The organism is Pseudomonas sp. 8Z, assembly GCF_902506535.1.
Taxonomy (GTDB): domain Bacteria; phylum Pseudomonadota; class Gammaproteobacteria; order Pseudomonadales; family Pseudomonadaceae; genus Aquipseudomonas.
In genome coordinates, this window is record NZ_LR733827.1 from 1,163,114 (window position 1) to 1,185,037 (window position 21,924).

17 protein-coding genes and 1 pseudogene are annotated in these 21,924 nt (G+C 60.8%); 8 read left to right on the forward strand and 10 right to left on the reverse strand.

Annotation, left to right across the window (positions count from 1 at the left end):
• Positions 1-15: 15 nt before the first annotated feature.
• Together rmuC and AERO9A_RS18305 are read right to left on the reverse strand one after the other, a co-directional pair.
• Positions 16-1,377, reverse strand: a complete 1,362-nt coding sequence (gene rmuC / locus AERO9A_RS18300) for a DNA recombination protein RmuC (RefSeq protein WP_372239707.1) — start codon at positions 1,375-1,377, stop codon at positions 16-18.
• 181 nt (positions 1,378-1,558) lie between these two features.
• Positions 1,559-1,807, reverse strand: a pseudogene (locus AERO9A_RS18305) (sel1 repeat family protein); the annotation flags it as partial.
• 674 nt (positions 1,808-2,481) lie between these two features.
• Between AERO9A_RS18305 and AERO9A_RS18310 the strand changes: the two are divergent.
• Genes AERO9A_RS18310 through AERO9A_RS18320 form a run of 3 tightly spaced genes read left to right on the forward strand, consistent with a single transcriptional unit; the run spans position 2,482 to position 5,582 of the window.
• Positions 2,482-5,013 carry a YdbH domain-containing protein gene (locus tag AERO9A_RS18310; RefSeq protein WP_159973345.1) on the forward strand — a complete coding sequence of 844 codons (2,532 nt, stop codon included), beginning with the start codon at positions 2,482-2,484 and terminating at the stop codon, positions 5,011-5,013.
• Positions 5,014-5,017: 4 nt separating this feature from the next.
• Positions 5,018-5,209, forward strand: a complete 192-nt coding sequence (locus AERO9A_RS18315; protein ID WP_159973346.1) for a YnbE family lipoprotein — start codon at positions 5,018-5,020, stop codon at positions 5,207-5,209.
• Between the two features lie 34 nt (positions 5,210-5,243).
• Positions 5,244-5,582, forward strand: coding sequence for a YdbL family protein (locus AERO9A_RS18320; RefSeq protein WP_159973347.1), 339 nt, complete (start codon positions 5,244-5,246; stop codon positions 5,580-5,582).
• 64 nt (positions 5,583-5,646) lie between these two features.
• Here AERO9A_RS18320 and grxD read toward each other — a convergent pair whose 3' ends face one another.
• From grxD to AERO9A_RS18335, 3 genes are all read right to left on the reverse strand, one after another.
• A complete protein-coding gene (grxD, locus tag AERO9A_RS18325; RefSeq protein ID WP_159973348.1) occupies positions 5,647-5,973 on the reverse strand; it encodes a Grx4 family monothiol glutaredoxin in 327 nt (108 codons plus the stop codon).
• Between the two features lie 118 nt (positions 5,974-6,091).
• A complete protein-coding gene (locus AERO9A_RS18330; RefSeq protein ID WP_159973349.1) occupies positions 6,092-8,200 on the reverse strand; it encodes a molybdopterin oxidoreductase family protein in 2,109 nt (702 codons plus the stop codon).
• A 144-nt stretch (positions 8,201-8,344) separates the two neighbouring features.
• Positions 8,345-8,776, reverse strand: coding sequence for a hypothetical protein (locus tag AERO9A_RS18335; RefSeq protein WP_047588458.1), 432 nt, complete (start codon positions 8,774-8,776; stop codon positions 8,345-8,347).
• Positions 8,777-9,111: 335 nt separating this feature from the next.
• On the opposite strand from AERO9A_RS18335, the gene argF reads away from it, so the two are divergent.
• Both argF and AERO9A_RS18345 read left to right on the forward strand, forming a co-directional pair.
• Complete coding sequence (gene argF, locus AERO9A_RS18340) at positions 9,112-10,032, forward strand: ornithine carbamoyltransferase (protein ID WP_159973350.1); 921 nt, start codon at positions 9,112-9,114, stop codon at positions 10,030-10,032.
• A complete protein-coding gene (locus tag AERO9A_RS18345) occupies positions 10,029-11,132 on the forward strand; it encodes an ABC transporter ATP-binding protein (RefSeq protein WP_159973351.1) in 1,104 nt (367 codons plus the stop codon). Before argF ends, AERO9A_RS18345 begins: the two co-directional genes overlap by 4 nt.
• 3 nt (positions 11,133-11,135) lie before the next feature.
• Here the strand turns inward: AERO9A_RS18345 and AERO9A_RS18350 are convergent, their stop codons facing one another.
• The 3 genes from AERO9A_RS18350 to ybaK form a co-directional block, all read right to left on the reverse strand.
• On the reverse strand, positions 11,136-11,942 hold the full coding sequence (locus AERO9A_RS18350) for a PhzF family phenazine biosynthesis protein (protein ID WP_159973352.1): 807 nt from the start codon (positions 11,940-11,942) through the stop codon (positions 11,136-11,138).
• An 88-nt stretch (positions 11,943-12,030) separates the two neighbouring features.
• Positions 12,031-13,518: a glycerol kinase GlpK gene (gene glpK, locus AERO9A_RS18355; protein WP_159973353.1), complete on the reverse strand. Its 1,488-nt coding sequence runs from the start codon at positions 13,516-13,518 to the stop codon at positions 12,031-12,033.
• Between the two features lie 78 nt (positions 13,519-13,596).
• On the reverse strand, positions 13,597-14,067 hold the full coding sequence (ybaK, locus tag AERO9A_RS18360) for a Cys-tRNA(Pro) deacylase (protein ID WP_159973354.1): 471 nt from the start codon (positions 14,065-14,067) through the stop codon (positions 13,597-13,599).
• Positions 14,068-14,165: 98 nt separating this feature from the next.
• Between ybaK and AERO9A_RS18365 the strand changes: the two genes are divergently transcribed.
• The 3 genes from AERO9A_RS18365 to bfr all read left to right on the forward strand — a co-directional run bounded on the left by AERO9A_RS18365 (position 14,166) and on the right by bfr (position 17,586).
• On the forward strand, positions 14,166-14,924 hold the full coding sequence (locus tag AERO9A_RS18365) for a DeoR/GlpR family DNA-binding transcription regulator (RefSeq protein WP_159973355.1): 759 nt from the start codon (positions 14,166-14,168) through the stop codon (positions 14,922-14,924).
• Between the two features lie 201 nt (positions 14,925-15,125).
• A complete protein-coding gene (glpD, locus tag AERO9A_RS18370; protein WP_159973356.1) occupies positions 15,126-16,652 on the forward strand; it encodes a glycerol-3-phosphate dehydrogenase in 1,527 nt (508 codons plus the stop codon).
• 463 nt (positions 16,653-17,115) lie between these two features.
• Positions 17,116-17,586, forward strand: coding sequence for a bacterioferritin (gene bfr / locus AERO9A_RS18375; RefSeq protein WP_159973357.1), 471 nt, complete (start codon positions 17,116-17,118; stop codon positions 17,584-17,586).
• A gap of 126 nt (positions 17,587-17,712) precedes the next feature.
• Here bfr and AERO9A_RS18380 read toward each other — a convergent pair whose 3' ends face one another.
• Positions 17,713-20,784 carry an efflux RND transporter permease subunit gene (locus tag AERO9A_RS18380; protein WP_159973358.1) on the reverse strand — a complete coding sequence of 1,024 codons (3,072 nt, stop codon included), beginning with the start codon at positions 20,782-20,784 and terminating at the stop codon, positions 17,713-17,715.
• A 4-nt stretch (positions 20,785-20,788) separates the two neighbouring features.
• A complete protein-coding gene (locus AERO9A_RS18385; RefSeq protein WP_159973359.1) occupies positions 20,789-21,892 on the reverse strand; it encodes an efflux RND transporter periplasmic adaptor subunit in 1,104 nt (367 codons plus the stop codon).
• Positions 21,893-21,924: the final 32 nt, after the last annotated feature.

Consider the following 21,924-nt stretch of genomic DNA (forward strand, 5'->3'; position numbering starts at 1 on the left):
TGGCTGCGCCAGTCGTCAGTCCGGCAGTTCGTCCAGCGCGGGCAGATCCGCAGAGCGCTCAAGCAAATCGGCCGGCAGGCTCTTGCTCGCCCGCGCGCCCAGCAGGCGCAGGTTCTCGACCCGACCGACCAGGTTGCCGCGACCGTCGACCAGCTTGTTGCGCGCGGCACCGTAGGCCTTGTCCAGTTGCTGCAGGCGGCTGCCCATCTCGTCCAGGTCAGCGATGAAGGCCACGAACTTGTCGTAAAGCTGGCCAGCACGTTCAGCGATCTCGCGGGCGTTCTGGCCCTGGCGCTCCTGACGCCAAAGACTGTCGATCACACGCAAGGTGGCCAGCAGGGTGGTCGGGCTGACAATCACCACCTGTTGCTCGAAAGCTTCTTGGAACAGATCAGGCTCGGCCTGTAGAGCCGTGGCAAAGGCCGCCTCGATGGGCACGAAGAGCAGGACGAAATCCAGGCTGTGCAAGCCCTCCAGGCGCTGGTAATCCTTGCCGGAAAGCCCCTTGAGATGGCTGCGCAGCGACAGCAGATGCTGCCTGAGCGCCTGCTGGCGGCTGGGCTCATCCTCAGCCGCAACGAATTGCTGATAAGCCGTGAGACTAACCTTGGCATCGACGATCACCTGGCGGTCGCCTGGCAAATTGACCAGCACATCCGGCTGGTAACGCTCGCCACTGGCGCTCTTGAGGCTGACCTGAGTGCGATATTCGCGACCCTTTTCCAACCCGGCATGCTCCAGCACCCGTTCGAGCACCAGCTCGCCCCAGTTGCCCTGGGTCTTCTGCCCTTTGAGGGCGCGGGTCAGATTGGTGGCCTCGTCGCCTAGGCGCTGATTGAGCTGTTGCAAGCGCTCCAGCTCCTTACCCAGGGAGAAACGCTCACGCGCCTCCTGTTGATAGCTTTCGTCAACGCGCTTCTCGAACGCCTGAATGCGTTCCTTGAGCGGGTCGAGCAACTGCCCGAGGCGCTGCTGGCTGTTTTCCGCGAAACGCTGCTCGCGTTCATCGAAGATCTTCGTCGCCAACTCGGAGAATTGCGCTCGCAGGTCATCACGCGCGCCTTGCAAGTCGTCCAAGCGCTGTTGCTGGTTTTCGCGATTTTCCTGCAACTCAGCGGATAAGGCCGCGCACTCAGCCGTCAACCGTCGTAGCTCGGCCTCGCTGCGTTCACGCTGCTGGCTCCACGATTGCGCAGCCTCACGAGATATCTGGCGCTCCTGCTGCAGCAATTCGTTCTCACGACGCAGGCCCGCCAGTTCGGTCTGCTGCTCGACCTTGATCTCGCTGACCTCAGCCAACTCGGCGCGGCAGGAGTCGAGCTGCGCGAAAAGCCCTGCCTGAGTCAGTTGGGCATGCTCCAGACGCTCCTGCAGCAATGCCTGCTCGCTCTGCTCATGTGCGATACGCCGCTGCAACGACCAGATGCCAGCGAGCAGCGGAACCAGCGTGGCGCTGACGCCAATAACGAGGGAAAGGGGATCGACGGGCATAGACACTCCATGTTTGAGCGCCGGCAGTATACCCAGCCTGCGCCCTACACGGGGCCAGTACGACTCAGCGCGCCAGGCGCTCTAGCTCCTGCTGCGCGCAGCGGTCGCCGGCACGGGCGGCCTGGCGCAGCAATTCCAGACCGATACGGCGGTCACGGGTGTTACCGCAATCGCGGCACAGCAACTGGCCCAAACGACTTTGCGCTTGTACACAACCCTTGCGCGCCGGTTGCTTGAGCAAATTACCGGCGATGCGCTTGACGCTCGATGCCTGGCCCAGGCGCGGACTGTCGAGCAGCCAAACGGCGACACGCATGGGCAGACGGGCACGATTGGAACGCGTTGCAGATGATGGAGCAGGTAGAGCGCGAGGCATAAATAAAAAAGGGGGTTGCTGCCGGGGCGCGCAACTCTACTCCTTTTTTCGCTCAGGTAAAGACTTGTCAGACGGCCAGACTCGCGTTCCAGAGCGCCTGCTCGACACAATCCACAGAACCTGTGGATAACTCCGTGAACAACTTGGGAGAAAGGCGCTTGAGCGCCGATGAAATGGGGCTTCCAGACAAACTGTCGATTTTTTCACCAATGAAAAAAGTGCATATTTTTCATTGACTTATTTGTACGCCACGACAAATCAAACGCTTACGAAACTTTTTGACAGTGGCCTCACAAGCTGCGCCGCGATTGTGCACAAGTCTGTGCGGCAAATCCGCGCAGCGCTCTGTTTAAGGGCATGGGCCTGTGCCTACTTGAGAATTCAAGCCTGGCGCGGCAATTCGCAGTGCACCACAAACGCCTCCCGGCGAGGCGCGACGCAAAACAGGCCGGACACGTACACGCGGGCAAATCCCACCGCCCCGCCGCAACGGGTAATGAAATGGCGTTTTGAGCGGGCAATCCTGCGCCCCACTATCGATAAACCAAGGGTAACTTGGCACTCTGCGCCCCCTTGGGGTACCGTCGCCGAGAATCCGCTCACGAGGACACCTAATGGCCAGTCGGCGACTCTGGCTGAAAGGTTTGGCAGGACTGCTGACCCTACTAGTGATGGCGCTGGCTTACGCCGCCTACTGCGTACAACACCTGCTGGACGAACAAGGCCTGCATCTCGCCTGGCGTGACCTTAGCCCGACACTGCATGGCGTGCAGCTAGAAAACCTGAGCCTACAGCGCTACGACGGCACTCTGGTCATGCAGGCTGACCTGGCACAGTTGCAGTTATGGCCACGCTGGCGACTGCTGCTAAACGACCTGCAACTGAGCCTGCATAAGGCTCCGAGCCAAGCGGATAACGACGAAATCGCCTTCGATTGGCAGCCACTGGCCAAAGCATTCGCCTGGCTACCCAGCCAGATCCAGCTACGACGTTTCAGCGCCCTCCTGCCCTGTGCCAGCGGTTACTGCCAACTCGAAGGCGATCTTGAACTGTCGCACAGTGACAACACCCTGCACCTGTACACCCACCTGCTGCGTGGCAACCACAGCGCCGAAATCAATGGCACGCTGCAAGGGCTGCAGAGCAGCGTTCTGAGCGCCCGCCATTTGTCCGCCGCACTGAAGCTCGACGAGCAGGATCAAGTGCAGTTGAACAGCCAACTGCAGCCTCTCGACAACGGCCTGCAATGGCGTGGCGAACTGAGCACGCCGGGCACCGCAGATATTGCCTGGTTCGTCACCTGGCTGAGCGAGTGGTTGCTACTCGATACCCAGCGCCTGCCCGACCTGCCGCAACAGGCCGTACTCAATGCGCAGTGGCAGGTGCAACTCGACGCAGAAAGCCCAATGCAGCAATTGCTGGCCTCACCCGGCTGGCTCAATCTGGACGCGCGCCTGCCGCAGCCCTGGCCGATACCTGCACTGGGCCAGCTCAGCGGTACGCTGACGCTCAACCTGATCAACGACAGCGGAAGCTGGCAGGCGCATCGCGCCGAGGGAGAACTGCAACTCGCCCCACAGGCAGCCCCTTGGCTGGCCGACGTTACGCCAGGCCTGCAACCCGGCCCCCTGACGCTCACCCTGGCACCGCTGGCAGTCAAAGACGACGCCAACCTCGGCGTTCACCTACAGCTCCGCAGTCACGGGCCACTGCGAGTGCAGGGCGAAGCCATGCTGCAACTTCGCCAGCAACCGCACTGGTCATTGCAAATGCCCGAGGCGCGACTGCAGGTGCAGAGCGACCGCCTGGATCTGGCTGGCAACCGTTTCGAAAAGCCCCGACTGAACCTGCAACTCAATGCAGAGCTCGATGCACAGCGTCTGGCCATGCAGGTCTTGCCGCAATCGCGCCTGGACATTGAGCGCCTGCAAGGTGACGCCCTTAGCGCACAAGGCTTGGCCGCAGAGCTAAGTGGCCTGCAGCTCAGCGGCTCGCCCCTAGCTCCCGAGCTACATGGGCCACTGCAACTGAGCATCGCTGCACTGCAGCACGACACTCTGCGCGAACAGGGCTGGACCTGGCAAACGCAGCTACGCGCCGACCTGCAAACGCAGTCTCTACAAGGGCCTCTGCGCGCTGACGACGGCCTACAACTGGACCTCAACCTACGCCATGATCAAGCCAACTACCTGCAACTGGACGCACGCCTGGAAGAGCTGTTCCTGCGTGCGGGCAACCCGTTGGCCAATACCCTGGCCGACTGGCCAGCACTGCTGACGCTGGACAATGGCCGCCTGCAGGGCACTGCCCGGCTCGATCTACCCAGTACAGGCCCGCTGCGCCTGCAAGCCGAACTCATTGGCCAAGGGCTTGGCGGCATCTATGACCGCAGCAGCCTGAGCGGCATCGACGCTAGCGTGCGATTGGCTCTGGATAAACAACACCTGAGCCTGCAATTGCCCAGCCTTAGTGCCCGCGAAATCAACCCAGGCATCGCCCTCGGCCCCCTACATTTGCAGGGCGAATACCAGGCGCCAGCGGCCTCCCCGACACATGGCCAAATCAACTTGCAGCGTGCCGACCTCGACGTACTTGGCGGCCAGCTCAGCCTGGATGCGGCGCAGTGGGACCTGGCGCAGCCTGAGCAGGTGCTGCCAGTGAAACTGCGCGGCCTGGATCTGCAGGCGCTGTTTCGTGCTTACCCCGCCGAGGGCCTGGCCGGTAGCGGACTGATTGACGGCACCCTGCCCGTACGCCTGGGTCAAGGCGTCAGCATCGAACAAGGCCATATCGAAGCACGCACACCCGGTGGGCAACTCCGTTTCGACTCGCCACGCATTCGCGCCATGGGCCAGGCCAACCCCGGCATGAAACTGGTCACCGATGCGCTGGAAGACTTTCACTACGACCTGCTCAGCAGTAGCCTCGACTACGCTCCGTCCGGCACACTGCGCCTTGGTATGCGCCTGCACGGGCAAAACCCGGCCATCGAACAGGGCCGTCCGATCCACTTCAGCATCAATCTGGAAGAAGACGTTCCCACCCTGCTGGCCAGCCTGCAACTGACCGACAAGGTCAGCGACATCATCCAGCAGCGAATCCAGCAACGGATGCGCCAGCGTGTCCCTCATGAGAACAAGGAGTAGCGCCATGCATCTGTGCCGCTTGCTCGCAGTCCTGAGCCTGGGACTGTCGATACTGGCCTGCACCCCGACCGTGCAACTGGCCATGCCCAACGAGCCAATCAACATCAATCTCAACGTCAAGGTCGAGCACGAAATCTACATCAAGGTGGACAAGGCGCTGGACAACGTACTCAACGAAGATAGCGGCCTGTTCTAAGCAAGCTCACCAACAGACTCCAAGGAGAAAGACGATGATGCGTTACCTGTCGACCCTGTTGCTGGCACTGACACTGAGCTTGCCGGCCTACGCCCTGAACCTTAACCAGGCCATGAGCGCCCTAAGCGACGCCAAGGCCAGCGGCCAACTGGGCGAGCAGCCCAACGGCTACCTCGGCGTGGTCAAGCCGGGCGGCCAGGCCGAGGAGATTGCCCGCCTGATCAACCAGGCCCGGCGCGGCGAATACCAGAAGGTGGCCAAGGACAATGGCATCGCCCTCGGTGACGTCGAAGCCATTGCGGGCAAAAAGGCTCTCGAACGTACGCCCAAGGGCCAGTTCATCCAGTTGAACGGCCAGTGGGTGCAGAAATAACGTCGAGTGACGCCCAGAAATGCAAGAACCCGCCGAGGCGGGTTCTTTTTTGCGCGAGCGGCGATCAGGCGTCAGCTTTGCTCACGGCATCCTTGATCAGGGTCTGCAGCTCGCCCTTCTCGTACATCTCGGAGAGGATGTCGCTACCGCCGACCAGCTCACCGGCGACCCACAGTTGCGGGAAGGTCGGCCAGTTGGCGTACTTGGGCAGGTTGGCTCGGATTTCCGGGTTCTGCAGGATGTCGACATAGGCGAACTTCTCGCCGCAGCCCATCACAGCCTGTGCAGCGCGGGCGGAGAAGCCACACTGCGGCGCGTTGGGCGAGCCTTTCATGTACAGCAGAACGGTGTTGTTGGCGATCTGCTCTTTGATGGTTTCGATGATATCCATGGGGCACCTCGGCATAGACTTCCCGGCCACTCGGCCGGCACGGTGGCGCGATTGTAGCGAAAAGCTGAGCGCAATGCTCGGCATTGCCGTCGCCACCTTGCCTTAATACGCCCCCAAATCAGGCAGCCACCACGTCTACCGGCACGCCATTTAGCACCGCATTGCCAGACAGCACATCGAGCAGGCGCTCGTCGGTCAGATCATTCGCACTGACGCCGGGCTGAGCACGCGCAATATCCATCTGCACGCCAGGACGCGCATGCCCCCAGCCATGCGGCAGGCTGACCACACCGACCATCACCTCATCACTGGCCGCCACCTCTACCTCGATGCTGCCAACGCGCGAACGCACCTGCACACGCTGACCATCGCTCAGGCCACGGCTGGCCAGATCCGCCGGGTTCATCAGCAACTGATGGCGCGGCTTGCCCTTCACCAATCGATGATAGTTGTGCATCCAGGAGTTGTTGCTGCGCACATGGCGGCGGCCGATCAGCAGCAGCTCACTGTCGCTCGGCAGCTCCTGTTCAGCAAAACGCGCCAGATCCGCCAACAACAGCTCGGGTGCGGCCTGCACCATCTGGTTCGAAGTTTTCAGCCGTGCGACCAAGTTTGGCTGCAGTGGCCCCAGGTCGAGCCCGTGTGGATGCTCGCGCAGCGTGGCCAAACTCAGCTTGTGCTCGCTGCGATCGCCATAGGGGCCAAAGCGTAGGCCCGCGTCGATCATCTGCTGCGGCGCCATGGTCGGTTTCAGTTCGAGCTTGTTACGCGCCGCGAACGCCTTGGCCAGGCCAACGAAGATTTCCCAGTCGTGCAGTGCACCGGTTGGCTTATCTAGCACCGCCTCATTGAAGCGAGTGACGTTGCGTACGGCGAACACATTGAAGGTGGTGTCGTAGTGGTCATGCTCCAGCGGCGCGGTCGGCGGCAGGATCAGATCGGCATAACGCGTGGTTTCGTTGATATAGAAATCCACCGCCAGCATGAAATCCAAGCCATCGAGCGCCTGCTCCAGTTGGCGGCCGTTAGGCGTGGACAACACCGGATTGCCGGCCACCGTCACCAGCGCACGAATCTGCCCTTCGCCGGGCGTCAACATCTCTTCGGCCAGCGCCGAGACTGGCAGCTCACCGCCATATTCCGGCAGGCCGGAGACGCGGCTCTGCCAGCGGTTGAAATGTCCACCCGAGGTGCTGGCGACCAGATCCACTGCCGGTGAAGTGCAGAGCACACCGCCGGCGCGGTCGAGGTTGCCAGTCACCAGGTTGATGATCTGCAGCAGCCACTGACACAAGGTGCCAAAGGCCTGGGTGGAAACCCCCATGCGCCCGTAGGCAACCGCCTTGTCGGCGGTAGCGAAGTCTCGCGCCAGTTGGCGGATATGCTCGGTAGGCACACCACAGCGCGCACTCATCGCCTCAGCGTGGAAGCCAGCGACTGCAGTACGCACCTGCTCCAGCCCTTCCACCGGTAGATGGCTGTCACGCGTCAGGCCTTCTTCGAACAGAGTATTGAGCATGCCCAGCAGCAGCGCAGCGTCACTGCCGGGCCGCACGAACAGATGCTGGTCGGCAATGGCGGCCGTTTCACTGCGCCGCGGGTCGACCACCACCACTTTGCCACCGCGAGCCTGGATGGCCTTCAGGCGCTTCTCTACATCCGGCACGGTCATGATGCTGCCGTTGGACGCCAGCGGGTTGCCGCCAAGGATCAGCATGAAGTCGGTGTGGTCGATGTCAGGAATCGGGATCAACAGACCATGGCCGTACATCAGGTAGCTGGTCAGGTGATGGGGCAACTGGTCCACCGAAGTGGCGGAGAAGCGACTGCGCGTTTTCAACAACCCAAGGAAGTAGTTGCTGTGGGTCATCAGCCCATAGTTGTGCACGCTGGGGTTGCCCTGATAGACAGCCACGGCGTTCTTGCCGTGCTCGGTCTGGATCGCACTCAGGCGCTCGGCAACCAGCTCAAACGCCTCATCCCAGGTGATGGCCTGCCATTGCTCGCCAATGCGGCGCATGGGCTGGCGGATACGGTCGGGGTCGTTCTGGATGTCTTGCAGGGCCACAGCCTTGGGGCAGATATGACCACGGCTGAAACTGTCCTGGGGATCGCCCTTGATCGAGCGAATCTGCGTGCTGCCGTCAGGCTGGCTTTCGGTTTCGATGGCCAGGCCGCAGATGGCTTCGCATAAGTGGCATGCACGGTAATGGTGGGACTTGCTCATGGCCTGGCCTCTTGTTCTGATCCGAGACGACCGATCAGGTCGCAGGTCTGGAACTATGGGCCGGGCTGGACGACGACGCCAGCAGCGTTCGTCTTATGAATCGGCAGGCATCAAGCCTGCCGATTCAGGCAATTACCGATCCGATCAACGGATGGAGGTAACGGTGCCTTTCTTGCCGGTAACGCTGACGTTAACGGTCTTGAATACGAAGTAATCCTGAACGTTCACTTCGTAACGCGGGGCGACGATTACGTCAGCACCCGAGGCCTTGACTGCCTTGTAAGCAGCTGCGGACTTGGCGGAAGCGACCGGATCCAGACCCAGCGCGAAACCACCCTCGCCACCACCGTAGGTCACGCCGTCGGCGAACTGAGTGTCGCCACCCAGCTTCAGAACACCGAACAGGATGTTCACAGAGGATTGACCGGAGATGGATTCGCCGACCTTGACGTCTGCCTTCAGGTTAGTTTCCACACCACCGCCCAGGGGCAGAGTGGGTTGGCTAACGTTCTGGCTGGCACAGCCAGTCAGCAGGGCGAGAGCGGAGAAGGCTGCGGCGTAGGCTACGTGTTTCATGCAAAACTCCTTTGCACAATTTTTCCATGGGTACCCCATTACGGGGGCAATGCATTGCCTTGGAAAGGCGGCGCAATCCTAGAAGCGCGTGCTAGAGCGGTGCAAGCGAGAATGTCAGTTTTGTGACATCTCGCACGCGCCTTTGGGAAAAGGCTTACAAAACAGGAATTTGTCGGTTATGGGGCGGCAATTTGCGCCGTCTCGTCATTTCCTTATAAGATCGCGCCTCCCCCTGTTTCGTCGCATCCTGCGGCCTCTTGCCGCAAGTTTCGCCGTTTTCAGCGGTTACGCCGAAGGCCCAAACTTGCGAACTGTAGTCATATAGGTAGTTAACGATGAGCGTCAGACACTTTCTCTCGATGATGGATTACACACCGGACGAACTGGTGGGACTAATCCGCCGAGCCGTCGAGCTGAAGGATCTACGCAATCGCGGCGTACTCTTCGAGCCGCTGAAGAATCGCGTGCTGGGCATGATCTTCGAGAAGGCCTCGACCCGTACTCGCCTGTCCTTCGAGGCCGGCATGATCCAGCTCGGCGGCCAGGCCATCTTCCTCTCCCCGCGTGACACGCAACTGGGCCGTGGCGAGCCAATCGGCGACGCCGCCATCGTCATGTCGAGCATGCTCGACGCGGTGATGATCCGCACCTTCGCTCACAGCAACCTCACCGAGTTCGCGGCCAAGTCGAAGGTGCCAGTGATCAACGGCCTGTCCGATGATTTGCACCCCTGCCAGTTACTGGCCGACATGCAGACCTTCCTTGAGCATCGCGGCAGCATTGCGGGCAAGACCGTGGCCTGGATCGGTGATGGCAACAACATGTGCAACTCCTACATCGAAGCGGCAATCCAGTTCGACTTCCAACTGAGGGTTGCCTGCCCAGTAGGCTACGAGCCGGACGCACGCTTCCTCGCCCTGGCCGGTGAGCGTGTGCAGGTCGTGCGCGACCCGCGCGAGGCCGTGGCAGGCGCCCATCTGGTCAGCACCGATGTGTGGGCCTCCATGGGCCAGGAAGACGAAGCCGAGCAGCGCATGGCGTTGTTCCGCCCATTCCAGGTCACCCCGCAACTGCTCGATCTCGCAGCCGAGAACGTGCTGTTCATGCACTGCTTGCCAGCTCACCGTGGCGAGGAAATCAGTGTCGACTTGCTTGATGATCCACGCTCGGTTGCCTGGGATCAGGCCGAGAACCGCCTGCACGCGCAGAAAGCGCTGCTGGAACTGCTGGTCGAACCGGCATACCACCACGCATGAGCACTGTGCTGCAGCTACGCGGGCTGAGCTGCGGCTACCACACGCACAAAGTGGTACAGGCGCTCGACCTACACCTCAAAGCAGGCGATATCGGCTGCCTACTGGGCCCATCGGGATGCGGCAAGACCACCACCCTGCGCGCCATCGCTGGTTTCGAACCCATTCTGACCGGCGAGATTGAGTTGGCAGGCGAGGTCATTTCCCGCCCTGGCTTCACCCTGGCCCCGGAAAAGCGCCGCATTGGCATGGTGTTTCAGGACTATGCCCTGTTCCCGCACCTGAACGTGGCACAGAATGTCGCCTTCGGCATTCGTCAACAGCAGGACGCCGAGCGCATCACCCAGGATCTGCTGGAGTTGGTCAAGCTGGGCCACCTGGCCAAACGCTACCCGCACGAACTCTCCGGTGGCCAGCAGCAGCGCGTCGCCCTGGCTCGCGCACTGGCCCCCTCACCGCAACTGTTGCTGCTCGACGAGCCCTTTTCCAACCTCGATGGTGAACTGCGCAGGCGCCTTAGCCATGAGGTGCGCGAGATTCTCAAAGCGCGCGGCACCAGCGCCATTCTGGTCACCCATGATCAGGAAGAAGCCTTCGCCGTCAGCGATCATGTCGGCGTATTCAAAAGTGGCCATCTGGAGCAATGGGATACACCGTTCAACCTCTACCACGAACCGCTAACGCCTTTTGTCGCCAGCTTCATCGGCCAGGGTTATTTCATTCGCGGCCAACTACGCAGCCCGGACACGGTACAAACCGAGCTGGGTGAGATCCGCGGCAACCGCGCCTACACCTGGGCGCAGGGTAGCGCCGTGGATGTGCTGCTACGCCCGGACGACATCGTGGCGGATGAAAGCAGCGCCCTGAAAGCACGCATCGTCGGCAAAACCTTCCTCGGCGCGGCTACCCTTTATCGCCTGCAACTGCCCACGGGCACTCAGTTGGAGTCAATCTTCCCCAGCCACGCCGACCACCTGCCGGGCGACGAAGTGGGCATCCGCATCGCCGCCGATCATCTGGTCGCCTTCCCGGCCCAGGGCAGTGTCGCCGCACAAATCAGCCTGGGCGAATCGAGCGGCGTGCGCCGAGTCAGCAGCGACTGAGGCTCAAACGAACAACTGCCCACTGGTCACATGCCGAGCATACCCGGCTATCTTCACCCGCTCGCCCTGCAAACTGCAGTACAACTCGCCGCCACGCGCCGAGCACTGAAACGCACTGAAACGCTCACGCCCCAGTTGCTCAGCCCAATAAGGCACCAGCATGCAGTGTGTCGAGCCGGTGACCGGATCTTCGTTGATACCAATGGCCGGAGCGAAATAGCGCGAGACGAAGTCATGCTGCCGCCCTGGTGCAGTGATCAGCACACCCAGCCCCGGCAGGGCTGCCAGCGCCAGCAGGCTCGGCACGTAGGCTCGCACATCGGCTTCGCTGCCTAGCACCGCCATTAGCTCCTGCACGCTGCCATCGTCATTGAGCAGTGCGCGAACCTCGCGCGTCGTCTGCCCCAGCGCGGCCTCGACATCGGCGCGTAAGGCAGACGTCACCGGCGCAGTCGGGCGCACGGGGAAATCCAGCTCCAACCGCTCGCCCTGACGAGTCACCCGTAAAGGCCCGGACAGACAGGTGAAATCCAAAACCTCGCCAACCTCGTGGTACAGATCGAACAGCACCTTGGCGGCGGCCAGCGTGGCATGACCACACAGCGGTACCTCGCTGTCAGGAGTGAACCAGCGGATATGCCAGACTCCCCCCTCCCTCACCACAAAAGCGGTTTCCGCCAGATTGTGCTCAGCGGCGATACGCTGCATCAGGGTATCGTCGAGCCAGGTATCGAGGCGGTACACCATCGCCGGATTACCGGCGAAAGGCTGAGCGGAAAAAGCATCAATCTGATGAAACGGCAGCGGCATAGTACACATCCTGACAAGCGAAAAAGCTCTAGCATGAGGCCTAGGCTGGCGCCTAAACAGACACAGCTAGCGCTAAACAGTTAGCGTCTCAACTTTCGCTGCGCACGCGCTGCACGGCGTCAAGCCAGCCGTCATACAGCCGTGCCCGACTCACTTCATCCATTTTCGGCTCGAAACGCTGTTGACGATGCCAGTGCTGGGCAATGGCATCGAGGTCGGCATACAAGCCTAGCTGCAAGCCCGCCAAATAGGCCGCGCCAAGCGCCGTGGTCTCGGTGACCTCCGGGCGCTCGACACTGACGCCGAGGATGTCGGCGAGAAACTGCATGACCCAGTTGTTCTCCACCATACCGCCGTCGACCCGCAGCGCACTGGGCGCAGCGGCGCCATCCTGGCGCATGGCTTCGAGCAGATCGCGCGTCTGATAGCACACCGACTGCAACCCCGCAGTGACGATCTCCTTGATTCCGGTATCGCGGGTCAGGCCGAAGATCGCCCCGCGCGCCTTCGGGTCCCAATAAGGCGCGCCCAAACCGGTGAAGGCTGGCACCAAATAAACGCCACAGGCTTGGCCGGTCTGTTCAGCCAACGCTTCACTGTCACGGGCGTGGCTGATCAGCTTGATACCGTCGCGCAACCACTGCACCGCAGCCCCGGCCACGAAGATGCTGCCCTCCACGGCGTAGGTGACCTTGCCACCCAGACGGTAGCCCACCGTGGTCAGCAGACGATTTTTCGAGTGTACCGCCTCGCTGCCGGTGTTCTGGATCATGAAGCAGCCGGTGCCATAGGTGCTCTTGACCATGCCCGGCTGGAAGCAGGCCTGGCCGATCAACGCCGCCTGCTGATCACCTGCCATGCCCAACACGGGAATGGACGAGCCGAGCAGTTCTGTCTCGGTATGACCGAACTCGGCAGCGCAATCGAGCACCTCAGGCAGCAGGCTGGCGGGGATGTCGAACAACGCCAGCAGCGTCTCGTCCCACTGCTGGGTGTGGATGTTGAACATCAGCGTACGCGAGGCATTGCTGGCATCGGTGCGGTGCACCTTGCCACCGGTCAGGCGCCAGAGCAGGAAGCTGTCAACGGTGCCAAAGCGCAACTCGCCGCGCTCAGCCCGCTGGCGCGCACCGGGCACGTTCTCGAGAACCCAGCGCAACTTAGTGGCGGAAAAATAAGGGTCGATCAGCAAGCCCGTGCGCGCCGTGACGTCCGCTTCTTGGCCATCGGCCTTGAGCTGGGCGCAATAATCGGCAGTACGCCGATCCTGCCAGACGATGGCAGGATGAATGGCCTCGCCGGTGCTGGCATCCCAAACCAGGGTGGTTTCACGCTGATTGGTGATACCAATGGCGGCAATCGCCTCACTGCCCAGACCACTGCTGGCAATAGTGCTGCGGCACACCTCAAGCGTGGACGACCAGATTTCCTCAGCATCGTGCTCGACCCAACCATCTTGCGGAAAGAACTGGCGGAACTCCTGCTGCGCACGGGCTACAGGCCGACCTTCATCATCGAACAGAATCGCGCGCGAGCTGGTGGTGCCTTGATCGATGGCTAACAGGTAGTGAGACATGGCAGTTCCTTGTTGTTATCGGCAATGTTCGTCGCTTTGCCTGTAAATGGATCACTCAGACGCAATATAAGCCGTGCATTAGTGCTTACCGATGGCTGCAAAGTGCCCCTGCGTATGCTGCGCCAGCGTCTCGGCGGCCAACTCCAGCTCCAGGCCACGACGCCCACCACTGACATGAATGGTGGGGTGCTGACGAGCCGACTCGTCGATAAACGTACGCAGGCGCTTCTTCTGCCCCAGCGGGCTGATACCGCCGACCAGATACCCCGTGGCCCGCTGCGCGGCCACAGGATCGGCCATGTCCACCTTCTTCGCTCCTGCCGCGCTGGCCAACGCCTTGAGATCAAGGCTGCCAGCCACGGGCACTACAGCCACCAGCAACTCGCCTTTCTCGGTGGCTGCCAGAAGCGTCTTGAATACCCTTTCCGGCGCCAGGCCGAGTTTTTCCGCCGCCTCCAAGCCGTAAGACGGCGCCTTAGGGTCATGCTGGTAGCTGTGCACACGGTGCTCGGCCTTGGCCTTCTTCAGCAAATCGATTGCAGGCGTCATGTTCGAATGTGAAAACGTGAGGAAAGATGTCTTACAGTAGCAGGCAGAAAACCTCCATCGCTACACCCTATAATGTGGCACCTTCACAGGAAGCGCCCATGAACCTCGCTCCCCGCCAGCACGACATCCTCAACCTCGCCCGCGAGCGTGGCTATGTCAGCATCGACGAACTAGCCCAGGCCTTTGCCGTCACACCGCAGACCATCCGCCGCGACATCAACCAGTTGGCCGAGTACGGTCTGTTGCGCCGCACCCATGGTGGCGCGGCCTGCGAAGCCTCGAGCATTCAGAACACCGCCTATGGCATGCGCGCCGGGCAAATGCGCGAGGAAAAGCAGCGCATAGCCGAAGCCGTAGCCGCGCAGATCCCGGATCACGCGTCACTGTTTATCAACATCGGCACCACAACCGAGGCCATCGCCCGCGAACTGCAGAACCACAAGGGCCTGAAGATCATCACCAACAACCTGCACGTCGCCGCCCAACTCAGTGCCAAAGCAGACTTCGAAGTACTGGTGGCCGGTGGCACTGTGCGCGCCGACGGCGGCATCGTCGGTCAGGCCGCGGTGGATTTCATTCAACAATTCAAGGTCGACTACGCCATCGTCGGCATTAGCGGCATCGACGAAGATGGCAGCCTGCTCGATTTCGACTATCAGGAAGTGCGCGTATCGCAGGCCATCATCGAGAACGCGCGCCAGGTTTTTCTGGCTGCCGACTCCAGCAAGTTCGGGCGCAACGCCGTAGTACGTTTGGGCTCGCTTGCTCTGGTCAATCGGGTCTTCACCGATAACCAACCGCCCAGCACGGTGCAACGCCTGCTGCGCGCCAACAAGGTTCAGCTCGACCTCGTCTGATTGATGTAGGTTCGGCATCTACCCAAGGGCGGGCCTGCCATTGACCCGCCGACGCGTTGAGTCGCCCTACCGCACACCTGATCGCTCATTACCGCTTGGCGTGCAAACGCGCGCTCGGCTGGCGTAATCGCGCATCTTCGTCTAGCATATTTTCGAAAGTGAACATTTAAACATTCGAATCCAACAACCGAGCGCTCCGTCATGCCCCACGATCATCTCGCCAGCCCAGTTGCAGAAGTCTATGACCTTGCCGTCGTCGGCGGCGGTATCAATGGTGTGGGAATCGCTGCCGATGCAGCAGGGCGCGGCTTGTCAGTGTTCCTTTGCGAAAAAGACGATTTGGCCAGCCATACCTCCTCGGCCAGCAGCAAACTGATCCACGGTGGTCTGCGCTATCTGGAGCACCACGAGTTTCGCCTGGTGCGTGAAGCGCTGGCTGAGCGCGAGGTGCTCCTGGCCAAGGCGCCGCATATCGTCAAGCCGATGCGTTTCGTTCTGCCGCACCGTCCGCACTTGCGCCCGGCCTGGATGATTCGCGCCGGCCTGTTCCTTTACGATCACCTGGGTAAACGTGAGCGCCTGCCCGCCTCGCGCGGCCTGCGTTTTGCTGCAGGCAGCCCGCTGAAACCGGAAATCACCCGCGGTTTCGAATATTCCGACTGCTGGGTGGATGATGCTCGCCTGGTCGTACTCAATGCCATGGCCGCCCGCGAGAAAGGCGCACACATTCACCCGCGCACCCGCTGCGTCAGCGCCAGGCGCAGCAAGGGTCTATGGCATATCCATCTGGAGCACGCCGACGGTAGCCTGTTCTCGATCCGCGCTCGCGGGCTGGTCAATGCTGCTGGCCCCTGGGTCGCCCACTTGCTACGCGAGGATCTGAAACAGCCCTCGCCCTACGGCATTCGCCTGATCCAAGGCAGCCATATCGTGGTGCCCAAGCTCTACGATGGCGAACAGGCCTATATCCTGCAGAACGAGGATCGCCGCATTGTCTTCGCCATTCCCTATCTGGAGCGTTTCACGCTGATCGGCACCACTGATCGTGAGTATCAGGGCGACCCTGCCAAGGTCACCATCACCGCCGAGGAAACCGACTACTTGCTCAAAGTGGTCAACGACCACTTCCGCAAACAGCTCGTGCATGACGATGTGCTGCACAGCTTCGCAGGCGTGCGCCCGCTGTGCGACGACGAATCCGACGAGCCTTCGGCGATCACCCGCGACTACACCCTGTCGCTGGCCGGCGCGCCTGGTGAAGCACCGCTGCTATCCGTCTTTGGCGGTAAGCTCACCACCTACCGCAAACTGGCGGAATCAGCGATGAAGCTGCTGCAGCCCAGTTTTGCGCACATGGGGGGTAGCTGGACAGCCAATGCCACCCTGCCCGGCGGCGAGCAGATGCAGGACGTGCCCCACCTGAGCGAGGCGCTGTGCCAACGCTTCGGTTGGTTGCCAAACAGCCTGGCCCAACGCTGGGCAACGAGTTACGGCAGCCGGGTCTGGCGCTTGCTCGACGGCGTGAACAACCTGGCAGATCTCGGCGAACATCTCGGCGCAGGCTTGTACGCCCTTGAAGTGGACTATCTCTATCGTGAAGAGTGGGCCCGCAGCAGTAGCGACATCCTCTGGCGGCGCAGCAAACTAGGCCTGTTCATGAGCGCCAGCCAGCAAAAACGCCTGCAGCAATACCTGCAACAGCATCACGCATCCGCCGTCGCGGCCTGATCCACCTAGGCCCCTCAGCAGACGCTATGACACGACTGCGCTCGGCCATGCTGCGTTAACGAGCCCGATCAAGATACTCATTTACAGCACATAAACTGCGCTGTAGATGAGTTTTTTGCTTCGCAGGCGCTCCCCCTTCGGTCCGACCACGGGCTGTTCTCCCGCTGGTCGTTGCGTCTTGCCTGAGCTTCGCTCGCTACGTTTTCACACGGTCTGCCGTCGGGACTTTTATCACCGTGCAAAAATTATTTTTGCCGTTATTGAGCGTTATCGCCAAGCAAAACTATCCCACGCCAAATTTTTGTTATTTGAATTCAATTACTTGCCGCCTCGATGCGGAATCTAAACATTCTTATTCAGTTTTATTTTTACTTATCTTTCAATTACTTAGGTTTGACAGCCGATAAAACGAAGTTGAAAATCCAGCCTTGAAAGCCAATCGACAACTGCAGCAGGAGCGACCATGAAAGGCGACAAGAAAGTTATCCAACACCTGAACAAGATCCTTGGTAACGAGCTGGTCGCGATCAACCAGTACTTCCTGCATGCACGCATGTACGAAGATTGGGGCCTGAAGAAACTCGGCGAGCACGAGTATCACGAGTCCATCGACGAGATGAAGCATGCCGATAAGCTGATCAAGCGTATCCTCTTCCTCGAAGGCATCCCCAATCTGCAGGACTTGGGCAAGATCCTGATTGGTGAAAACACCAAGGAAATGCTTGAGTGCGACCTGAAGATCGAGCACAAGGCACACGCTGATCTCAAAGCCGCTATCGCTTATTGCGAAAGCACCGGCGACTACGCCAGCCGCGAACTGCTGGAAGACATTCTGACGTCCGAGGAAGAACACATCGACTGGCTGGAAACCCAACTTAGCCTGATCGAAGCTGTCGGCCTGCAGAACTACCTGCAATCGCAGATGGACGAATAAGCCTCACTCGTAACACGCAAAACGGGAGCCATTGGCTCCCGTTTTTTTATTGCCGCAAGCCGCTCGGGCAACGGAAAGGGCTGCAAGCGCAACGCCGTCGGACGCCAACCCTGAAGCCCCTGGCACTCAATGCGCTTCGCTTTCCTTGACCCGGAACCAAGCCGCATACAGCGCAGGCAGGAACAGCAGGGTCAGCGCCGTCGCGACGATCAGGCCGCCCATGATGGCCACTGCCATCGGCCCGAAGAACACGCTACGCGACAGCGGGATCATCGCCAGAACAGCGGCCAGAGCGGTCAGCACGATAGGCCGGAAGCGCCGCACCGTTGCTTCGATGATGGCGTGCCAACGGTCCATACCGTGGCTGATGTCCTGCTCGATCTGATCGACCAGAATCACCGAGTTGCGCATGATCATCCCGGCCAAGGCGATAGTACCGAGCATGGCGACGAAGCCGAATGGCTGGCGGAAGATCAGCAGGAACAAAGTCACACCAATCAACCCCAACGGCGCCGTGAGGAAAACCATGGCCGAACGCGAGAAGCTGCGCAATTGCAACATCAACAGGGTCAACACCACCACAACGAACAATGGCATGCCGGCATTGACCGACTTTTGCCCGCGCGCGGAGTCTTCCACAGTGCCGCCCACTTCCAGCAGGTAGCCACTGGGTAGCTCGGCACGAATCGGGTTCAGCGTCGGCGATATTTGCATCACCAGGCTGGCGGGCTGCTCCTTGCCATAAACATCGGCGCGCACCGTTACGGTAGGCAGCCGGTTGCGATGCCAGATGATGCCTTCCTCGAAACCGTATTCCAGCGTCGCGACCTGCGACAACGCCACACTGCGGCCACTGTCGGTAGGCACCGCCAGGCTTGGCAACTGGCTCAGTGCCTTACGCTCTTGCGGCGTACCACGCTGGAGAATCTCGATCAGTTCGTTGTCCTCACGGTACTGGCTGACACTGGAACCCGACAGCGAGCCCTGCAGGAAGCGCGACAGATCGGCGGTATTGACGCCGAGTGCGCGCGCGCGATCCTGGTCGACATTGAGGATGACCACCTTGCTCGGCTCCTCCCAATCTAGATGCACGTTCACCACATGCGGATTCTCGCGCACCTTGTCCGCCACCTTGCGGGCCAGCGCGCGCACCTCATCGATATGTTCGCCACTGACGCGAAACTGCACCGGATAGCCCACCGGCGGCCCATTTTCCAAACGGCTTACGCGGCTGCGCAACGTCGGAAACTCCTCACGCATCACCTCAATCAACCAACTGCGCAGCCGCTCACGCTCTTCAATATTGCTGGCCAGCACGACGAATTGGGCAAAGCTGGCTGCCGGGAGCTGTTGATCCAGCGGCAGATAGAAACGCGGCGAGCCGGTGCCAACGTATGACACGTAGTTGTCGATACCCGTCTGCGCCTTGAGCATCTCCTCCAGACGCTTGACCTCAGCCTCGGTGGCCAACAACGAAGCGCCCTCCTCCAGCTTGATGTCGACCATCAACTCCAAACGCCCGGAGGCCGGGAAGAACTGCTGCGGCACAAAGCGAAACAGCAGAATCGACGCAACGAACAGCCCCAGGGTCAGCACGATCACCGTCTTGCGCCGCCGCACGCACCACTCCACCAGACCACGCACACGCCGATAGAACGGTGTGGCGTAAGGGTCATGTGCGCCATCACCGCCGTGCTTGGCTGCATGCAGTTTGGCCAGGTCAGGCAGCAGCTTGTCGCCCAAATAGGGCACGAACATCACCGCCGCGATCCATGACGCCAGCAGCGAAATCACCACCACCTGGAAGATTGAGCGGGTGTACTCGCCGGTGCCTGATTGCGCCGTGGCGATGGGCAGAAAACCCGCCGCCGTGATCAGGGTGCCAGTAAGCATTGGGAAGGCCGTGCTGCTCCAGGCGAAGCTGGCCGCCTTGAGGCGGTCATAGCCCTGCTCCATTTTAATCGCCATCATCTCCACAGCGATGATCGCATCATCCACCAGCAGGCCTAGCCCCAATACCAGTGCGCCCAGGGAAATCTTGTGCAGACCAATACCCAGGTAATACATGGCCGCAAAGGTCATGGCTAACACCAGCGGGATGACCAGCGCCACCACCAACCCGGTGCGCAGGCCAAGGGAGAAGAAGCTAACCAGCAACACGATGGTCAGCGCTTCCACCAGCACTTTGACGAACTCACCTACCCCCGTTTTCACCGCCGCAGGCTGGTCAGAGACCTTGCGCAGCTCCATGCCTAACGGCAGCGTTTGCTGCAAACGCGCGAACTCATCTTCCAGGGCCTTGCCCAGCACGAGAATATCGCCACCATCTTTCATCGACACTGCGATGCCGATGGCATCCTCCCCCATAAAGCGCATGCGCGGTGCGGGCGGATCGTTGAAGCCGCGTTTGACCTCGGCCACATCAGCGATGCGGAAAGTACGGTCGCCCACACGGATGGGGAAACTGCGGATCTCATCCACCGACTCGAAGCGGCCAGTGACGCGCAATTGCACACGCTCACTGTCGGTTTCGAAAAAACCGGCCGCCGCCACCGCATTCTGCGCTTCCAGTGCCTGCTGGACCGCCGAAAGCGGCAAACCAAGGGTCGCCAGCTTGGTGTTGGACAATTCGATCCAGATTTTCTCGTCCTGCAGGCCAACCAGCTCCACCTTGCCCACATCCTTGACGCGCTGCAGTTGCAACTGGATGCGGTCGGCATAATCCTTGAGCACGGCGTAGTCAAAGCCCGTACCGGTCAGCGCATAGATGTTGCCGAAGGTGGTGCCGAACTCATCATTGAAGAACGGCCCCTGAATGCCTGTCGGCAAGGTGTAGCGAATGTCGCTGATCTTCTTGCGGATCTGGTACCACAACTCGGGGATCTCCGAGCTATGCATGGAGTCGCGCGCCATAAAGGTCACCTGCGACTCACCTGGCCGGGAGAAACTGACGATCCGGTCGTACTCGCCGGTTTCCATCAGCTTCTTCTCGATGCGCTCGGTAACCTGGCGCGACACCTCCTCGGCACTGGCGCCAGGCCAATTGGTGCGGATCACCATAGCCTTGAAGGTAAAAGGTGGATCCTCGCTCTGCCCCAGTTTGGTGTAGGAAATGCCGCCAACGATGGCCAACAGCAGCATGATGTAGAGCACGATCTCACGGTGGCGCAACGCCCAGGCAGACAGGTTGAAGCTCATCGGCTTACTCCTTGACGGCCATTTCGACATTGCGATTGGCGCGATCCACCGGTCGCACCTGCTGCCCCTCACGCAACACCTGCACGCCAGCGGCGACCACCCAGTCAGACGCACTCAGGCCTTCGAGCACCGGAACCCGATTGTCACCATAAGCACCGACGCGTACCGGGCGTCTCTCGACCTTATGCTCACGCGGCGTCACCACCCAAACGAAGGGCTGCCCCTGCTCGGCGCTCAGCGCCGAAAGCGGCACGGCCAACGGCACCTTGCCTTCCTCGGCGATAAACACCCGCGCACTCTGTCCCAACTCGGCGGGCACCTGCCCCTCGACGAACGCCACACGCGTAGCGAAGGTGCGTGACTGCGAGTCAGCCGCAGGCGCCATCTCACGAATACGCCCAGGAAAACGCTGCCCCTGCTGCGACCACAACTCGACCTCGACCGGCTGCCCCACTTGCAAGCGCCCGACATTCTGTTCCGGCAAGCTGATCAGCACCTCACGCTCACCATCGGCGGCCAGTGTGAAAACGCCCTGGCCAGCCGCGACCACCTGCCCGACCTCCAGTGCACGACGCGCGATGACACCGTCCTGCGAGGCCCGTAGCACAGCATAGTCAGTCTGATTACGAGCCACGTCGTACTCGGCCTTGACCTGATTCAAACGGGCTTCGCCTGCGCGATACTGGTTTTCGACGTTATCGAATTGCGAACGGCTGACCAAGTTGCGAGCCAGCAGCGTCTTATAACGCTCACGCTCGGCGCGAACGGTCTGCAGATTGGCTTCAGCCGCGGCCACTTGAGCCCTGGATGCATCAAGCTGCAAACGCACATCTTGCGGATCAAGCTGGGCCAACGGCTGATCCTTCTTCACTCGGTCACCTACATCGACCAGACGCTTGCTCACCTTACCGCCAATGCGAAACGCCAGCTCCGGCTCGAACCGTGCTCGAACCTCACCGGGGTAACTGTCGACCGATACAGCGGCAGGTTGTGGCTGCACCACCATGGCAGGGCGAATCGATTGTTCGGCTTGCTCGTCATTGCTGCAGGCGCTGAGCAAACAAGCGAATCCCAGAAACGCAACGAGCGGAAAAACGCGGCGAGACATGATGGCGACCTTTCAAGGAAGGTTTGGAATAT

Coding starts and splice junctions, on each gene's coding strand:
- glpK (WP_159973353.1), bottom strand. CDS start 13,518: ATGTCTCACTACCTGTTAGCCATCGATCAAGGCACCACCAGCTCGCGC.
- AERO9A_RS18345 (WP_159973351.1), top strand. CDS start 10,029: ATGAGCACTGTGCTGCAGCTACGCGGGCTGAGCTGCGGCTACCACACG.
- AERO9A_RS18315 (WP_159973346.1), top strand. CDS start 5,018: ATGCATCTGTGCCGCTTGCTCGCAGTCCTGAGCCTGGGACTGTCGATA.
- grxD (WP_159973348.1), bottom strand. CDS start 5,973: ATGGATATCATCGAAACCATCAAAGAGCAGATCGCCAACAACACCGTT.
- bfr (WP_159973357.1), top strand. CDS start 17,116: ATGAAAGGCGACAAGAAAGTTATCCAACACCTGAACAAGATCCTTGGT.
- AERO9A_RS18350 (WP_159973352.1), bottom strand. CDS start 11,942: ATGCCGCTGCCGTTTCATCAGATTGATGCTTTTTCCGCTCAGCCTTTC.
- AERO9A_RS18320 (WP_159973347.1), top strand. CDS start 5,244: ATGATGCGTTACCTGTCGACCCTGTTGCTGGCACTGACACTGAGCTTG.
- AERO9A_RS18385 (WP_159973359.1), bottom strand. CDS start 21,892: ATGTCTCGCCGCGTTTTTCCGCTCGTTGCGTTTCTGGGATTCGCTTGT.
- ybaK (WP_159973354.1), bottom strand. CDS start 14,067: ATGACGCCTGCAATCGATTTGCTGAAGAAGGCCAAGGCCGAGCACCGT.
- AERO9A_RS18330 (WP_159973349.1), bottom strand. CDS start 8,200: ATGAGCAAGTCCCACCATTACCGTGCATGCCACTTATGCGAAGCCATC.
- argF (WP_159973350.1), top strand. CDS start 9,112: ATGAGCGTCAGACACTTTCTCTCGATGATGGATTACACACCGGACGAA.
- AERO9A_RS18310 (WP_159973345.1), top strand. CDS start 2,482: ATGGCCAGTCGGCGACTCTGGCTGAAAGGTTTGGCAGGACTGCTGACC.
- AERO9A_RS18380 (WP_159973358.1), bottom strand. CDS start 20,784: ATGAGCTTCAACCTGTCTGCCTGGGCGTTGCGCCACCGTGAGATCGTG.
- AERO9A_RS18365 (WP_159973355.1), top strand. CDS start 14,166: ATGAACCTCGCTCCCCGCCAGCACGACATCCTCAACCTCGCCCGCGAG.
- AERO9A_RS18335 (WP_047588458.1), bottom strand. CDS start 8,776: ATGAAACACGTAGCCTACGCCGCAGCCTTCTCCGCTCTCGCCCTGCTG.
- glpD (WP_159973356.1), top strand. CDS start 15,126: ATGCCCCACGATCATCTCGCCAGCCCAGTTGCAGAAGTCTATGACCTT.